12 protein-coding genes and 1 pseudogene are annotated in these 15,283 nt (G+C 40.4%); 5 read left to right on the top strand and 8 right to left on the bottom strand.

Going from position 1 to position 15,283, the window contains the following annotated elements; translation table 11 throughout:
- Window positions 1–174: 174 nt before the first annotated feature.
- Both WBJ10_RS11420 and WBJ10_RS11415 read right to left on the bottom strand, forming a co-directional pair.
- The gene (locus tag WBJ10_RS11420; protein WP_424290393.1) at window positions 175–459 is read right to left on the bottom strand and encodes an NAD(P)-dependent oxidoreductase; all 285 of its coding nucleotides are present in this window, start codon (window positions 457–459) and stop codon (window positions 175–177) included.
- Entirely contained in the window at window positions 456–1,016 is a 561-nt protein-coding gene (locus WBJ10_RS11415; RefSeq protein ID WP_424290391.1) for an NAD(P)-dependent oxidoreductase, read from the bottom strand. Before WBJ10_RS11415 ends, WBJ10_RS11420 begins: the two co-directional genes overlap by 4 nt.
- Before the next feature lie 40 nt (window positions 1,017–1,056).
- Here WBJ10_RS11415 and WBJ10_RS11410 point away from each other — a divergent pair, with 40 nt between their 5' ends.
- The gene (locus tag WBJ10_RS11410) at window positions 1,057–1,548 is read left to right on the top strand and encodes a TlpA family protein disulfide reductase (RefSeq protein WP_424290389.1); all 492 of its coding nucleotides are present in this window, start codon (window positions 1,057–1,059) and stop codon (window positions 1,546–1,548) included.
- Window positions 1,549–1,592: 44 nt separating this feature from the next.
- Here WBJ10_RS11410 and WBJ10_RS11405 read toward each other — a convergent pair whose 3' ends face one another.
- The 3 genes from WBJ10_RS11405 to WBJ10_RS11395 all read right to left on the bottom strand — a co-directional run bounded on the left by WBJ10_RS11405 (window position 1,593) and on the right by WBJ10_RS11395 (window position 7,576).
- Window positions 1,593–2,726 (bottom strand): efflux RND transporter periplasmic adaptor subunit, encoded by a 1,134-nt coding sequence (locus WBJ10_RS11405; protein ID WP_424290387.1) that lies wholly within the window; start codon window positions 2,724–2,726, stop codon window positions 1,593–1,595.
- 1 nt (window position 2,727) lies between these two features.
- Window positions 2,728–7,062, bottom strand: coding sequence for a CusA/CzcA family heavy metal efflux RND transporter (locus WBJ10_RS11400; protein ID WP_424290385.1), 4,335 nt, complete (start codon window positions 7,060–7,062; stop codon window positions 2,728–2,730).
- 133 nt (window positions 7,063–7,195) lie between these two features.
- Window positions 7,196–7,576, bottom strand: coding sequence for a hypothetical protein (locus WBJ10_RS11395; RefSeq protein WP_424290383.1), 381 nt, complete (start codon window positions 7,574–7,576; stop codon window positions 7,196–7,198).
- A gap of 123 nt (window positions 7,577–7,699) precedes the next feature.
- Between WBJ10_RS11395 and WBJ10_RS11390 the strand changes: the two genes are divergently transcribed.
- The 4 genes from WBJ10_RS11390 (at window position 7,700) to WBJ10_RS11375 (ending at window position 11,523) form a co-directional block, all read left to right on the top strand.
- A complete protein-coding gene (locus tag WBJ10_RS11390; protein ID WP_424290381.1) occupies window positions 7,700–8,059 on the top strand; it encodes a hypothetical protein in 360 nt (119 codons plus the stop codon).
- A gap of 143 nt (window positions 8,060–8,202) precedes the next feature.
- Window positions 8,203–8,430, top strand: coding sequence for a hypothetical protein (locus WBJ10_RS11385; RefSeq protein ID WP_424290379.1), 228 nt, complete (start codon window positions 8,203–8,205; stop codon window positions 8,428–8,430).
- 130 nt (window positions 8,431–8,560) lie between these two features.
- On the top strand, window positions 8,561–8,794 hold the full coding sequence (locus WBJ10_RS11380; protein ID WP_424290377.1) for a hypothetical protein: 234 nt from the start codon (window positions 8,561–8,563) through the stop codon (window positions 8,792–8,794).
- 509 nt (window positions 8,795–9,303) lie between these two features.
- Entirely contained in the window at window positions 9,304–11,523 is a 2,220-nt protein-coding gene (locus WBJ10_RS11375; protein WP_424290375.1) for an ATP-binding protein, read from the top strand.
- A gap of 11 nt (window positions 11,524–11,534) precedes the next feature.
- On the opposite strand, the pseudogene WBJ10_RS11370 reads toward WBJ10_RS11375, so the two are convergent.
- The 3 genes and pseudogenes from WBJ10_RS11370 to WBJ10_RS11360 all read right to left on the bottom strand — a co-directional run.
- A pseudogene (locus WBJ10_RS11370) lies at window positions 11,535–11,786 on the bottom strand (PDDEXK nuclease domain-containing protein).
- Between the two features lie 112 nt (window positions 11,787–11,898).
- Complete coding sequence (locus WBJ10_RS11365; protein ID WP_424290373.1) at window positions 11,899–14,115, bottom strand: PAS domain-containing protein; 2,217 nt, start codon at window positions 14,113–14,115, stop codon at window positions 11,899–11,901.
- Between the two features lie 220 nt (window positions 14,116–14,335).
- Window positions 14,336–15,283 (bottom strand): ThiF family adenylyltransferase (locus WBJ10_RS11360; RefSeq protein WP_424290371.1); only part of this gene is annotated, 948 nt, incomplete at its 5' end.

Raw genomic sequence — 15,283 nt, 5'->3', positions numbered from 1 at the left:
TAATGGTTCTCAGAAAGTATGGATTGAAACGGATTAATATGAACTGTTTAAAAGCAGAAAAGCCTCTAAATAATGATATTTAGAGGCTTTTGCATCCAGATGAACTGGTATTTGTCGGGGTGGCAGGCTTCGGACTTACAGCCTCGTTTGCGTTTAAATCTCTGCCCGTGGGCCTTACAATTTTACTTCGTTTTCAAGCACCCTTCCAAACGCAAAAGCATCTGCATTTCCAAAAGTAATCGTCGCAATTTGCTGCATAGGCTCTCTGGTAAAAAATCCCTGATGTGAAGTAATAAGCACGTTGGGGAAAGAAATAAGTCTGGATATCAGGTCATTCTGGATAATGTCGCCCGACAAGTCGTGAAGGAATAAGTTTGATTCCTGCTCATAAACGTCCAGGCACAGGTATCCAAGCTGCCCGGTTTTTAAAGCTGTAATAACATCAGCGGTAGCTATCAAGCCCCAAGGCTGGTATTAATGAGCATAGCGCCCTTTTTGAAAAGCTTCAGGTTGTTCGAATTTATCATGTGATGATTTTCTTCAGAAAGTGGGCAATGCAGGGAGACTACCTCCGCGTCCTTTAAAGTCTCTTCGAGCGTGCCGTAAATTAAACCTTCAGCTAAAAGTGCCTCCTTTGGATAGGGATCATAAGCCGCGATTTTGCAGCCTAATACTTTAAGGATCTTATAGAATGCCGTTCCAATGTTTCCCGTTCCAATCAGTGCCACTTTGCTTTCATGAAGATTAAATCCCATCAGCCCTTCCAGTGAAAAGTTACCTTCGCGTACTCGGTTGTATGCTTTATGGGTCTTTCGGTTTAAGGTAAGAATCATCGTCATGGCATGCTCAGCCACTGCTTCTGGAGAATAAGCAGGAACCTTCAATACCTTAATCCCGAATTCGGCCGCATGTTTGATGTCGATATTATTGAATCCAGCGCAACGGAGGAGTATCAGCTTAACTAAATGCTGGTTGAACATCTCAAATATTATTAACGGCTTGATAATTATATTCATCCTTGGGATGTTGTTTGTACCGGATGTTAAAGCAACACTTATGAAGGGGCTGATAAAAATTGCATTATATCAGCTGACACTTCCAGGCCCTCCGGTTTCCAATAAAACATTTACCACCAGCTCACCCGCTTCGATTCAGTTTGCAGACAAGAAAGGGAGAGTAGTGAGTTTGGCGGAGTTAAAAGGCAAGCTTGTGTTTGTTAATTTCTGGACCACCTGGTGTCCTCCATGTTTAGCGGAAATGCCCTCTATTAATAATCTTCGTAAGAACTTCAGTGATGATAATAAAATAGAATTTCTAATGGGCGATATGGATTCTGATCTTGTAAAATCAGATAAGTTTATGTTAAGGAAAGATTATGATCTCGATGTATACCGTCCTGCAAGTCAGATACCTGCAGAATTATATACAGGAATCCTTCCTACCACTCTGGTTTTCGATACTAAGGACCAACTTATTTTCAGACACGAAGGTGCAGCAGACTATTCTAATAAGGAATTTGTTGCATTTTTAAAGGAGAATGCGATGTAAGTTTGGCTCGGGGGCATCAGATAGACTTTAACCCCCTTTCCCTCTTATTCTTCAGCAACATTCTTTAACTGCATTAATAATGCATAAGCTCCATCGGTTACAATCTTTCTTTTCCCGAGGTTCGTCATGACGGAAATAAACCCATTTTCCATTTCGCCAACTTCAACTTCTGTCATTTCGTAAGTGAACTTATCTTTCTCCACAAAAACGTACTGCTTGCTTTCAAAGCTGACTACACTATTTTCAGGCAAAGTAGCTTGCTGCTTGTCATTGAGGGCAATTTCGGCATTCATATACATTCCCGGAACCAGTGTCTTATCATATTCTTCAAAGTGACAATGAACTTCCACACTCCGATCTGGTGAGAGATCACGATTTATCAGTATGATTTTGGTGTTGTATTTACGCTGAGGATCATTATTGGAAAATGCCACAGCACTTTGTCCGATTGCAAGTTTGTTAAGGTCCTTCTCAAATACGGTAAGACTCAAATGAATATCCTTCGGGTTTATTAGTTCAAACAAAACGTCGGAAGGATTTACATAACTCCCGATATTCCCGTTAACCTTGCTGATAAAACCTGTAATGGGCGAGCGAATAACTATTTGCCTTGTAATTGTCCGTTCATTCAGCCTGCGTGGGTCAATCCCGATCAAACGTAATTTTTCCGTGAGTGCTGCAGCGGAAATTCGCAGAGTTTTGAATTCTGAATCTGCCATCTGCAATGCTTTATCGCTGCCAGCTTTCGCTGAATTAAGTTCCTTCTGGCGCTTTTGTTCCTGTTCAGCGTAGGACATCCTTGACAAAGTAACCAGGTAATCCTGCTGTAGCTCGATATATTGCGGGTCTTCCATGACAGCCAAAACATCGCCTTTATTAATTCGGGTACCGGGCAACATCTTCGTAGATTTCAAATAGCCGCCAAGCGGAATGCTGATAGAGATCATGTTCTGAGGCGGAACATCTATCTGTCCGTTGAGCTTTAAAACCGTAGATATTGACTTAGGTTCAATACTCCCGGTTTTGATACCTGCATTTTTAAACTGAGGCTCTGTGAGTTTAACAATGGTTTCTGTGCTGGTCTCTGTTTGTACAATTTCCTCATTGCTGGATCCGCATGCACTGATAAGCAGTAGAAAAGCGGCGAAAAGATATACGGTATTTGATGAAAATTTCATGTTATTTTGAATTAGATAGTAGATATTCAAGTTCTATACTGTTCTGATTGAGTTCATTAACAGCATCCAGGTAATCGCTTTCAATTGTAAGTGCTTGTTGGTTAAGGAGGGTCCATTCCAGGTAGTTTATTTCTCCTTTCCCTAGTTGCATGCTTAGTGTCGAGCGGATAGTTTTAGCATCGCGTAAAGCATTCTCTTCATAATGTTGCACGTCTGCAAGGCTTTTTAAATAGTGCGAATTGACTTGCAGATATTTTTTTTGAAGGTTTTGTTTTTCCAATTCATATTCATTTCTGCTGACAACTTCACTCAATCTGGATGCTTCAACTTTCGCTTTCTGTGCCCTGGTGAAAATCGGGATTCCAACTCCCGCCTGGACAGAACTAAACCTATCAGAAGTCCCGAAATCCAATCCGTCCCTTATGCTAAGGTTATTATATCCGACAGAAAGATCCGGCAAGAGTCGAGCCTTTTCAAGTTTGGTATTGGCTTGCTGGATAAGTTCGTGCTGCGCAGCTAGTTGTAATACTGGATGTTCAGCGATAAGGGAGGTGTCCGTGGCGATTTCAAATTTCAGCGGGCCACTTGCTGGGGTAAAGACTTGCCGGGAATTCAAAACGTTTGTGAACTGTATATTTAATGATTCTTTATCCAGCTTAATCTGGTTCAGTTGCAGCCGTATAGCACCTTTTTGATTGGAGGCGCTGGTGCTCTCCAGGATGTTTGTTTCACCGCTCTTAAAACGAATTTTACTCACTCGAAGAAATTCATTGTACATACTGTCGGTCCTTATGAGTAGCTTTTCCTTCTCCTGCAAGTAACGTGACAAATAGTAGAGCTGGGAAACCTGCATCTTAATTCCCGCTTCAGTTAGATTGGTTTTCAGCAAGCTGCTTTTCCATTCTTCTTCGTAAAGTTCTTTCTGTTTTTTGTAAAAGGTTGGAAAACTTAAAGTCTGGACGAGGCTGAAACGGGAGTCATTATAAGGGCTGTTGAATTTTCCGTATTCGCCGCTCAGCTGCGTTTTCGGCAGATCCATTGACGTGTTAATTATTTGTTTACGAACCTCCGCTTCAAGAATGCCTCTTTTAATCAAAAGATTGTTTTTTAAGGCTGTATCTATTGCTTCCTCAAGTTTTATAGGAGTTTGTCCCGAACTATACTGGCTTGTGAAAAGTAATAATATGATTGTCGCTGCTTTAATGGTTTTCGTCTTCACCTTAAATCCCTTTTCAAATTGAATGTAGAGTACCGGCAGTACAAAAAGTGTCAGGAAGGTTGCAATGAGCAAGCCACCTATAACAACTGTTGCCAGTGGGCGCTGTACTTCACCACCTGCACCTGAACTCAATGCCATTGGTAGAAATCCTAAAGAAGCAACAGCTGCAGTCATAAGAACCGGCCTCAGGCGCGTACCTGTACCCTTAATGACGATCTGCCTTATATCCGTTTCACCTTTGGCTTTCAATCTGTTGAACTCTGCCACCAGTACTATTCCATTCAGCACGGCAATTCCAAAGAGTGCGATAAAACCCACTCCGGCGCTTATGCTAAACGGCATACCACGTGCAGCAAGCAAAAATATACCGCCAATTGCTGATAATGGTATTGCTGTATAGATTAATAATCCTTGCCGGATGGAGTTGAACGCGAAGTACAAAAGCAGAAATATTAATGCCAGGGATACCGGAACTGCTATCATCAGACGGTCTTTTGCAGCATTTAGGTTCTCGAATGCGCCACCATAAGTAATAATGTATCCCGGTGGCAATTTGATCGATTTTTCCACTTTAGCCTGTAATTCGTTTACTATGCTAGCCACATCCCGTTCCTCTACGTTAAAGCCAACCAATATTCTGCGCTTTGCGTCTTCACGCTGAATCTGATTGGGACTGTCTTTCAAATTAACATCCGCAACTTGATATAATGGTATCTGGGAGCCATTAGGGGTGGGTACCAAAAGATTCTGGACGTCCTTTAAATCCTGGCGGTTCTCATTTTCAAGACGTACTACCAAATCGAATCGTTTTTCGCCCTCAAACACAATTCCCGCTGCCTGGCCGGCGAATGCTGTGTTCACGACCTGGTTGACTTCATTCACACTCAATCCATATTGTGCAAGGGCAGGGCGGTTGTAATCGATCACGATTTGCGGAAGGCCGCTGATAGTTTCCACATATAATTCCGTTGCGCCTTCTACCTGGCTGACTACATTTCCCAGTTTTTTAGCATAAAAGGAGAGTGTATCCAGGTTTTCGCCAAAGATCTTACAAACGACATCCTGGCGCGCACCAGTCATCAGCTCATTAAATCGCATCTGCACCGGAAATTGAAAACTCGTCGTTACACCAGGCACTTCCTGAGCGGCAGCCGTCATTTTTGCAGATAGTTCGTCGAAAGATGAAGCGGAAGTCCATTCGCTCTTATGCTTGAGCGTAATAATCATATCGCCCATATCCATGGGTAGGGGTTCAGTAGGTACTTCACTGCTCCCAATTTTCGTGACTATTTTTTCAACCTCCGGGAAATGTGTTTTTAGAATATGAACGACTTTTTGTGTGCTTTCAATGGTTGTATTAAGGTTGCTTCCTGCCAGTACGCGGGTTTCAACTGCGTAATCTCCTTCTTCTATGGATGGGATAAACTCACCGCCCATCTGCGATAAAATGATCAGTGCAATCACAAAAAGTGATACTGTTGCTGTAATAACAGCCTTTGGGAAAACAAGTACCCGTGTCAATGCATTCTTATAAGTCGACTGGATTCGTAGCATAATCCGGTCTGAAAGGTTTAATTTTTCCTTGCGCTTGCGGCTTAGAAAAATGGTGCTCATCATTGGAATATATGTTAAAGAGAGGATGAAGGCTCCGAGAAGAGCGAAGGCAACCGTTTGGGCCATTGGCTTAAACATTTTTCCTTCGATACCTTCCAGGGTGAATATTGGCAAATAGACGATCAGTATGATGACCTGGCCAAACACAGCACTATTCATCATTTTGGATGCTGAGCTTTTCACCTCATGATTCATGTCATCGGTGCTCAGTTTTGAATCCCCAATAAACTTGTTTGAATGGGCTAGTTGGTGCATCACGGCTTCGACAATGATCACGGCGCCGTCTACAATAAGCCCGAAATCGAGCGCACCTAAACTCATCAGGTTGCCACTTACCTTAAAGATATTCATCATGATTACAGCAAACAGCATCGATAACGGAATAACCGATGCTACCAGAAATCCTGCTCTCAAATTTCCCAAAAAGACTACCAATACGAAGACAACAATCAGCGCCCCCTCCATAAGATTGGTTTTGACCGTGCTTATTGCATTATTGACCATCTTAGTCCGGTCGAGAAAGGGCTCGATAACCACGCCTTCAGGCAATGATTTTTGAATCAGTTCTATCCGTTCTTTGATGTCTTCGATAACTACGTTGCTATTGCCGCCTTTAAGCATCATTACTATAGCACCAGAAACCTCACCCTCGTCATTATATGTTAGTGCTCCATAACGCGTTGCATGCCCGATTCTAACATCTGCAACATTCCTGATAAGCAGGGGAGCTGAACCACCCGCTTTTGGAATTGCAATATCGCCCACGTCCTCAGCATTAGTCAACAGACCTTCACTTCGTATATAGAGTACCCCAGCTTTTCGCTCGATATAAGAACCTCCGGTGTTCTGGTTATTTGTTTCCAGCGCTTTGAAAACATCGTTTATGGTGATACCATACGATTGAAGCTTATTGGAATTGATGGCTACTTCATATTGCTTGAGCTTGCCTCCAAAACTGCTAACTTCTGCGACCCCTTTAACCCCAAGGAGCTGGCGGCGAACAATCCAGTCCTGTATGGTGCGCAATTCTGTAATGGAATACTTATGTTCAAAGCCTTTTTTAGGGCGTACCACATATTGGTAAATTTCCCCCAACCCGGTAGAAATAGGCCCCATCTCAGGCCTTCCAATGCCATCTGGGATCTCGGCCTGTACCTGTTGCAGGCGCTCGGCAACTTGCTGCCGAGCCCAATAAATATCAACATCGTCATTAAATACTATGGTGACGAGCGACAGTCCGAAACGGCTGTAGCTTCGGATCTCTTTGAGCCCGGAGATATTGCTGTTGGCCTGTTCTACCGGGAATGTCACAAGGCGCTCGATGTCGGTGGCGCCATAAGAAGGGGCGATCGTAATCACCTGGACCTGGTTATTGGTAATATCCGGAACTGCATCAATGGGCAGTTTAGTAATTTCGAACACCCCATAGAGGATAAGAACAATAGTAAAAATCCCTACAATTAGTTTATTCTTAATTGAAAATCCAATGATTTTATTTAACATAATTTATAATCCTAGCTAAAAAAATGAAAGACATCAGGACATGGAAATGCCTGGAACGGATAGCACAAAGGAATATCAGCCCTTGTAAATCAAATAAACAAGCAACTTATTACCAGAAATGTGTTTGTCTTTTTTAAGAAGATTTGGGCGGCTGCCAGACGCGTAAGAGGTGCGGCGATGGGATGTTTGGTTCCCGGTATTGTGATCTTTCAACTAGTGATATTGCGGAGACAGGGGCGAAACGGATTTTATTTATAAAAAGTGGGACGCCGGTATTACTGTGCGAATTGTCCTGCGATTTAAATGGAAGCTGGCTGTCACGGTCATTGTCCTTATCATTGCCATCGTCGTCCTGATAATGCTGATATATAAACTGGTAAAATGTAATGGAACTATCATCAGCACGGTGTTCAATAAAATGTGTCATCAGAATGGGAGCCTTGAAAAGTTCACCAATACATGTCGTAGCACTTAGGTAAATGAATATTGAAACCAATATTGCTGATTTTTTCAAGTTTCTTAATTTTCCGCTAAGATTAAAACTTTTGTAGAATTGTCCAAACGGATGAAGTATTATGATTATGACAATTCTATTGATCAATCCTGTGTAATACCAAGTCTAACACTAATACACGCAATGAATAAGGGCTTCGATTTGTATTCAAACACTTTATATTTCTCGGTGTTCCATGCAAGGGAGAAGTTCATATTTGAGATTATGGAGATTGAATCACTTGTACGTTTAGCCGCTACTATAGGACAGGAGGTTTCGAGCAAAGAAGCACTTGTTGCTGATGCCAATGGAACCTGGGTGAAAGAGACAATGATGTATCCCAAACCCGCTACCCGTGACATAACATTCCAGAATCTTGGTGTATTTCTTGAAAATGCGCCGATAGGAGCAGTAGTTTTGACATCCCGCTTCACGTCGAAGTTTCGAGTAAGAGGGATAAAGATTATACAGTTATCACGATCAAAGACAATGGAAGAGGTATAGACCTTGAGAATAATTTAATTTACTATTCCAGCCTTTCAAAAGGTTAACAGATCAAAGTGCCGGGTCTGGTCTGGGCTTGAGCATTGTAAAACGGATCATAGAACATTATTATTCCCGCACTTGTCTTACTGGCTAACATGCCTATGAAACTTGCCGTAGGGACGTCGCTATTTATTATCGCAGTGAAATCACTTTTTGGGTTTGTAGGTGATTTACAGGGAGGAGAGATCATTGACTGGAAGCCTCTAATGAAACAAAAGATATCCACTCCTGTTATCTCTGCGGACCGAATAGTTACATCGTTAAAGCTGTCGATTTTGATGGCTTTGTACAAGCTGTCGCAAGCCTTGGAAATTACTGGCTATTTTTGAACACGAAATCATGGCGACTGAAGAGAAAAATACCAGGGAGCCCTAATTAATTAAAACCTGATATTGTTTTATCTGATTATTCCCTGCCATCCTTTGGTGGGCTTAGTGCATTTAAGATCAAACAGGAAATATGCCCCGAAACTCCCTTTATTTTAGTGTCAGGAAACATTGGCGAAGAGAACGCGGTGGAGCTGATAAAGAAAGGAACGACCTGGCAATAAATGGCATAATTCTAAACACTAGGGATATTACTGAAAGTGTAAATTATACCAAGGCTGTTGAGCAACAAATTTCCACTGTTCGGGAGATAGCCTGGATACAGTCTCATATAGTTAGGGCCCCCTTGTCCGTATTATGGGATTAATTGAACTTATCCGGAATTATCCCAACGATAAAGAATCAGATAACGAGCTATTGGATCATTTATTAACATCTGCGTATGAACTGGATGAGGTAAGCACAAAATTTAATCAAATAAGATTAACATCCGTTTAATAGTTTGCAATAGTCTGAGCTATTAAATAAATTCTAATTATTGGTAAAAAATGAATTTTATTTGCCGTAAATTTGAAATAGAAAATTCAAGGCTATCAAAGAGTTAATAAACGTATCGCTACTAAAACAACGGTTTGCTGATCACCATAGCTCGATTAATTGGAAGAGCTTTTCCAGATATCTTTATTGTCTTGTTTATATAAAACACTACCAATATTATTTTTCTCATCAAGTAGTTTAATGTTACGGTCATAACGGACCTGAAAATAGGTAAAACTATTAAAGAACATCATTGTCACATCAGCGGACGTCAAAGAATTAGTTGAAGGACCACTTTACTTCGATTCCTTCTCGATTTTAAATAAATAGTTAGCCTAAATGGGTATAGATAACCAAAAAAAATCGAGTAAGTTAGCCCTAACCGACAGAGAGCTGGTTTTTCAAATTCAAGAGAAAGAAAATCGGGCAGCAGAACTGATAATCGCCAACAAAGAACTCGCTTTCCAAAAGAAAGAGAAAGGAAAACGTGTTGCAGAGTTGAACCTTGCAAACACAGAGCTTGCCTTCCAGAACGATGAGAAAGAAAATCGGGCAGCGGAACTGGTCATCGCCAACAAAGAGCTCGCTTTTCAGAACGATGAGAAAGAACGGCGTGCAGCGGAATTAATCATCGCCAACAAAGAACTCGCCTTCCAGAACGATGAAAAAGAAAATCGGGCAGCAGAGCTGATCCTTGCGAACATAGAACTTGCCTTCCAAAACGATGAGAAAGAAAGTCGGGCAGCGGAATTAATCATCGCCAACAAAGAACTCGCTTTCCAGAACGATGAGAAAGAAAGGCGTGCAGAAGAGCTGATCGTTGCCAACAAAGAGCTTGCTTTTCAAAATAATGAGAAAGAAAAACGCGCCGCAGAATTAGGCATTGCCAACATAGAACTTGCTTTTCAAAACGAAGAGAAAGAGAAACGTGCGGAAGAGCTGATTATTGCGAACAAAGAACTTGTCTTTCAAAATCGGGAGAAAGAAAAACGTGCAGCAGAGAAAGAAAGACATGCAGAAGAGTTGATCATAGCTAATAAAGAACTTGCGTTTCAAAACAAAGAGAAGGAAAAGCGGGCAGCAGAGTTAGGCATTGCCAACATAGAGCTTGCCTTTCAAAACGAGGAGAAAGAAAAACGTGCGGAAGAGCTGATCATTGCGAACAAAGAACTTGCTTTTCAAAACAATGAGAAAGAAAAACGTGCAGAAGAGTTAATTATAGCTAATAAGGAACTTGCTTTTCAAAACAAAGAGAAAGAAAAGCGTGCGGCTGAGTTAGGAATGGCGAACATAGAGCTTGCCTTTCAAAACCAAGAGAAAGAAAAGCGTGCAGCAGATTTAGTTATCTTATCCAGAGCTTTAAAAGCTCAGCAAGAGGAATTAAGGAAAGCAAATGATGAACTTCATGAAAAGGCTCAACTGCTTATTGATCAGGAAGAAAAGGTTAGAATCATTAACCAGGATCTCGTGCAGTTAAACCAGGAACTGGAAGAACGGGTAGCCAGCCGCACAAAAGCTTTAGTAGAAAGTGAGAATCGGTTTCGCAACATGATGGAAACCATTCCTCAAATAGCCTGGACAAACACCGTTGAAGGCGAAGTCACCTTTTACAACAAGCGATGGTACGATTATACCGGACTGGGGAATGAGCAAACCAAAGCATCGGGATTGCAGACGGTAATTCATCCTGATGACTTCCAAAATGCTTTAGATCAATATAGATTGATTCAGGAAACCAGTGATGGAGGTGAATTTCAAATCCGTGGAAAGCGTTCAGACGGGGATTACCGGTGGCACTTAATCCGGTTTATGCCAATTAAGAATGAAGAAGACGAAGTCCAGCTTTGGGTGGGTACAGCCACAGATATACATGAACTTAGGTTATTACAACAACAAAAAGATGATTTTATCAGTATTGCCAGCCATGAACTCAAGACACCAATCACTAGCCTAAAAGCTTCCCTCCAACTTTTGAACAGAATGAAGGATGATCCTTCTCCTAAAATGTTGCCTGTCCTCATTGGACAGTCTAATAAAAGTTTAGATAGAGTTACTATACTCATTGAAGATATTTTAAATGCAAGCAGGGTGAATGAAGGGCAGCTTCACATAAATCAAAAACTATTCACCCTATCTAAAGTAATTGATGATTGCTGCCAATACATACGTATTGAAGAGATATATACTATCATTACTGAAGGAGAAATGGAGCTACAGGTTTATGCAGATGCTGAAAGGGTGAACCAGATAGTGATCAACTTTGTCAATAATGCTATCAAATATGCTCCTGAATCCAAAGAAATCAAGATCAAAATCGAAAAAGTAAACAATATGGCTAAAATATCAGTGACGGACAAGGGGCCGGGTATTTCAACCGATAAGTTAACTCACTTATTCGATCGGTATTACAGAGTTGATACCAGTGGTATGCAATATTCCGGATTAGGCCTTGGTCTTTATATTTCTGCGGAAATTATTAAAAAGCATAATGGGCAGATAGGTGTGGACAGCGAATTGGGCAAAGGCAGTACATTTTGGTTTACACTGCCTCTTTCTTAAATATGATTAACTTAATTCACATACATCTGCATTTGCCCAATATCTTGGTGGGTGAGTTTACCAATTTTCAGGTCGAATACGAAGCATCTTAGCAGTCGGTTATAGAAGGAGAGGTCAACTTAGAAATGATCCCCGTTTAATGTAATCCGCTTGTGTCTTCCTTCAAATAGAAAATACTTTCCTAGTTCGAGCATAAATTGTGCGAGCTTATTAATAATAGCTGTCCCCAGATCGCTTTCAGAGTATAGATGATCTTCATTCAGACTACTTTTTATTCAAGCACTTTAATAAATGAATAACATCCTCTATTGAACGCTGACATTTTCAAAAAACTTTTATGAGAAAAAACATACTATCATAGCCACCTAGAGTGCATCAAGACTTGTCTAGTTTCGTAATATCTGTTTTATTAACTATATCCTTAATTATATTATCCAATTCATTTGCGGAGGTGGTAAAATGATTAATCCATTCTTCGTAATCAGGTGATTCTACCCTCAGATCTTTAATAATGCTCACAATACCCATCATTCTTGCTAAAGGTGCCCTTACTATATGCGATTGTGTCCAGGCAATATCCTGAAGTACCTGATTCCGCCCTTCTAATTCCTCATTGGATATGGAAAGTTCTTTGGTCTGCTTTTGTAGATTTTCGTTTAATTCTATCAAACTAATTTCATTCTCCTTAAGTTTACTAATATCCTGCATGGCGCCAATCATCCTGCAAGGCTTTTTATGTTCGTCATAAATTATAAAAGCCCTGTCATAAATATATTTAAAGGATTCATCAGCGCAACGAAAACGATATTCTAATTGTAAATTATAGCTCTTCCTTTCAAAGGCTGCAGCTACTGCTTCTTGAACGATTTGCATATCATCCGGATGTATTTTAGTTTTCCACCATTCTGCGATATTTTCAATTTTTGTTTTTTCGTAGCCGAACATATTAGTGATCCCTTCATTATACAAAATCTTGTCGTTTGTAATATCCCAATCCCAAATAGTATCGCTGGTGGCCTTGGCAATCATATCATACTGTTTTATGACTCGCATAATTTCTTTCTCCGTTTTTTTACGTTCGGTAATATCCCTGGTAATACCGAGTAAGGATACTATTTTACCTTCAGCATCTTTCAGCGGAACAGCATGTGTTTCCATCCAGCGGTGGGTTCCTTTTAGTCCCATTATTTCAAATTCCAGCTTTCCAGATTTTCCTTTAAATACGTTTTGGGTTAGTTGGCTAAAGGCTTTCCGATAGGGCTTATCAATAACATTAAATAGTAATTTACCTTTAATCTGTTCAAAGCTATCGGCTTCTATCATGGCAAGTCCCGCAGGATTCATTTCTTCTAATTCGCCGTTTATGCCGACTAGTTTTATACATTCCGGGTTGGTTTGCAAAATAGCTTGCAAATGGTTTTCATTTTTGGCTAATGCCTGCTGGCTTGTTTTGAGTTCAGAAAAATCAATACCTACTCCCAGCATGCAGGGGCTCCCCTCATACGATATCGCTATGCCGGTAAAGTAATATGGAATTTTTTCTTTTGTTTTAGGCAGAAAGTTTGCCTGAACAGTTTCTTTGCTCGAAATAAAAACGTTTTTAATTTTTCGAGAAACCAGTTCTTTTTCATCTTCATCAAAAAAATCCAGCGGATGCATTTTCTCAATTTCTTCAGCGCTATACTTTGTTACTGTTTCAAAATTTTTATTCCATCGTAAAAACTTCCCATCCATAGTAAATAGGTAAAAGATCCCGGGCAAGCTGTTGATAATAGAATTAGAAAGATTCTTTTCCCTAACAATTTCAGCCTGTGTTTTTATACGTTCGGAAATATCCCGTACAAAAGCAAGCAATCTGCCGTCAGCAAGCAACTTGGAAGTAACCTCCACATTTAACGGTATGCCGTTGTTCCTATTAATTACTCTTTCGTTAGTTACTGTTTTCCCCTGCTTCAGTTCATCAAAACGAAATGGATTTTTTTGAATATCTTCAGTAAGGGCAAGGTCGTAGATTGTCTTCTTCAATAATTCTTTCTCCGAATATTGCGACAATTTACAGGCACTTGTATTCACGGTAATAAATCGACCTGTGGTATCGGTTATAAAGATGGCATCCGATGCCTGCTCAACCAAGGTTCTGTATTTTTCTTCGCTTTGTTTTATTGCCTGTTCTGCTCTTTTAAGTTCGGTAATATCCACCATACTACCAATTAACCGAACTGGTTTTCCTTCATTATTCCGTTCGATGAGGGTGCGGCCGTAAATATTTATCCATCCTGTATTTTCTGTAAAAAACCGGTATTCAGTAATGCAAATGTTGCATTTCGAAGCCATCGTCTCTTCTAGGGTTTTAACTGTTCGTTCCCTATCTTCGGGATGTACCCTATATTTCCATTCTTCATAGTTTGGAGTAGGATCAGCCAATGATAATCCGTGCATTTTCTGATGAACTTCATTGCCCCAAACCAGGCTGGTTTCAAGATTCCAATCCCATAAACCATCGCTGGTTGCCTTACCAATCAGCTCAAACCTTTCATTTGCTTGTTCAAGTTCTTTGCTAGCAATAATTAAGTTATCGGATTTTTTTTTCATAACCTGTCTCAATAAAGTTGGGGTGGTTTAAAAATTTGGTTTAAGGCTTGGCCAAAGGGCTGTGGGGATTGAAATTTCTTGTTTGCGATCTTCAATAAAATTTCGCATAGCGGACAGTTATGATCTTGCTGTTACCTTCAATGAGGATTAAAGTTTGAATATTCTGATCCTTTTCATGCTATCTAATATAATACAAACTTTGTTTATACAGAATGACATTTTACATCATTCCGTTTTTTAAAGCATAAACCTTACCCTTAAAAATAGTATTCACTATCTGAACAGCTATTTTGCTGCGCTGACCTGTCTGACAATAAAAAACAATCTTCTTGTCTGCAGGCAGTTCATTGATATTGTCCTGCAGTTCATACAGGGGAATATTTACTCCTCCTATATTATGATCTTCAAATTCATAATTTTCCCGAACATCCACCAAATACACTTCTTCAGCTTTGTTATTTTGTAAATAAACCAGTTCCTCGGCTGTAATTTCATCTCCTGTACTATTTGATATTCCAGCTTGCAGTGAATGCTTTTTCTGTTCGGAACCTTTTCCATTAGAAAACTTAAAAATATTGCTCGTACCATCCAGTGCATTTATACATAATAATTTGCCGGATAGCACCTCACCAATTTCACAGATCACTTTAATAGCTTCGTTAGCCATGTAAGTGCCTATAATTCCGGGCAATACGCCAATCACTCCAATTTCAGCACAATTGGGCACTTCATCAATACCGGGAGGTTCAGGAAAAATACTGCGATAATCGGGTCCTCCATGGTAATTAAATACTGATACCTGGCCTTCAAATTTAAACAGGGAACCAAAAACAAGAGGCAGATTCAGCGCTGCACAGGTATCATTAACCAGGTATCGCGTCGGGAAATTATCTGAGCCATCAATTACCAGATCATAAGCCCTGAATAATTGATCTGCGTTCTGAATGCTTAGCCGAACCGGATAGGCAGAAAACTTAACATGCGGATTTAAAACGCTTAGTTTTTCAACGGCTACCTGCGACTTATTTTCCCCAATATCGTCTGCTGAATAAAGAATTTGCCGGTGCAGATTAGTTTCATCAACGGTATCATCATCAACTACACCAATAAAACCAACTCCTGCGGCTACAAGGTATTGAAGAACAGGGCAGCCAAGTCCACCGGCGCC

The organism is Daejeonella sp., from assembly GCF_049655485.1.
Taxonomy (GTDB): domain Bacteria; phylum Bacteroidota; class Bacteroidia; order Sphingobacteriales; family Sphingobacteriaceae; genus Daejeonella.
Note: the sequence above shows the minus strand (reverse complement) of the source record. Positions and strands in the feature narration are given on the sequence as shown.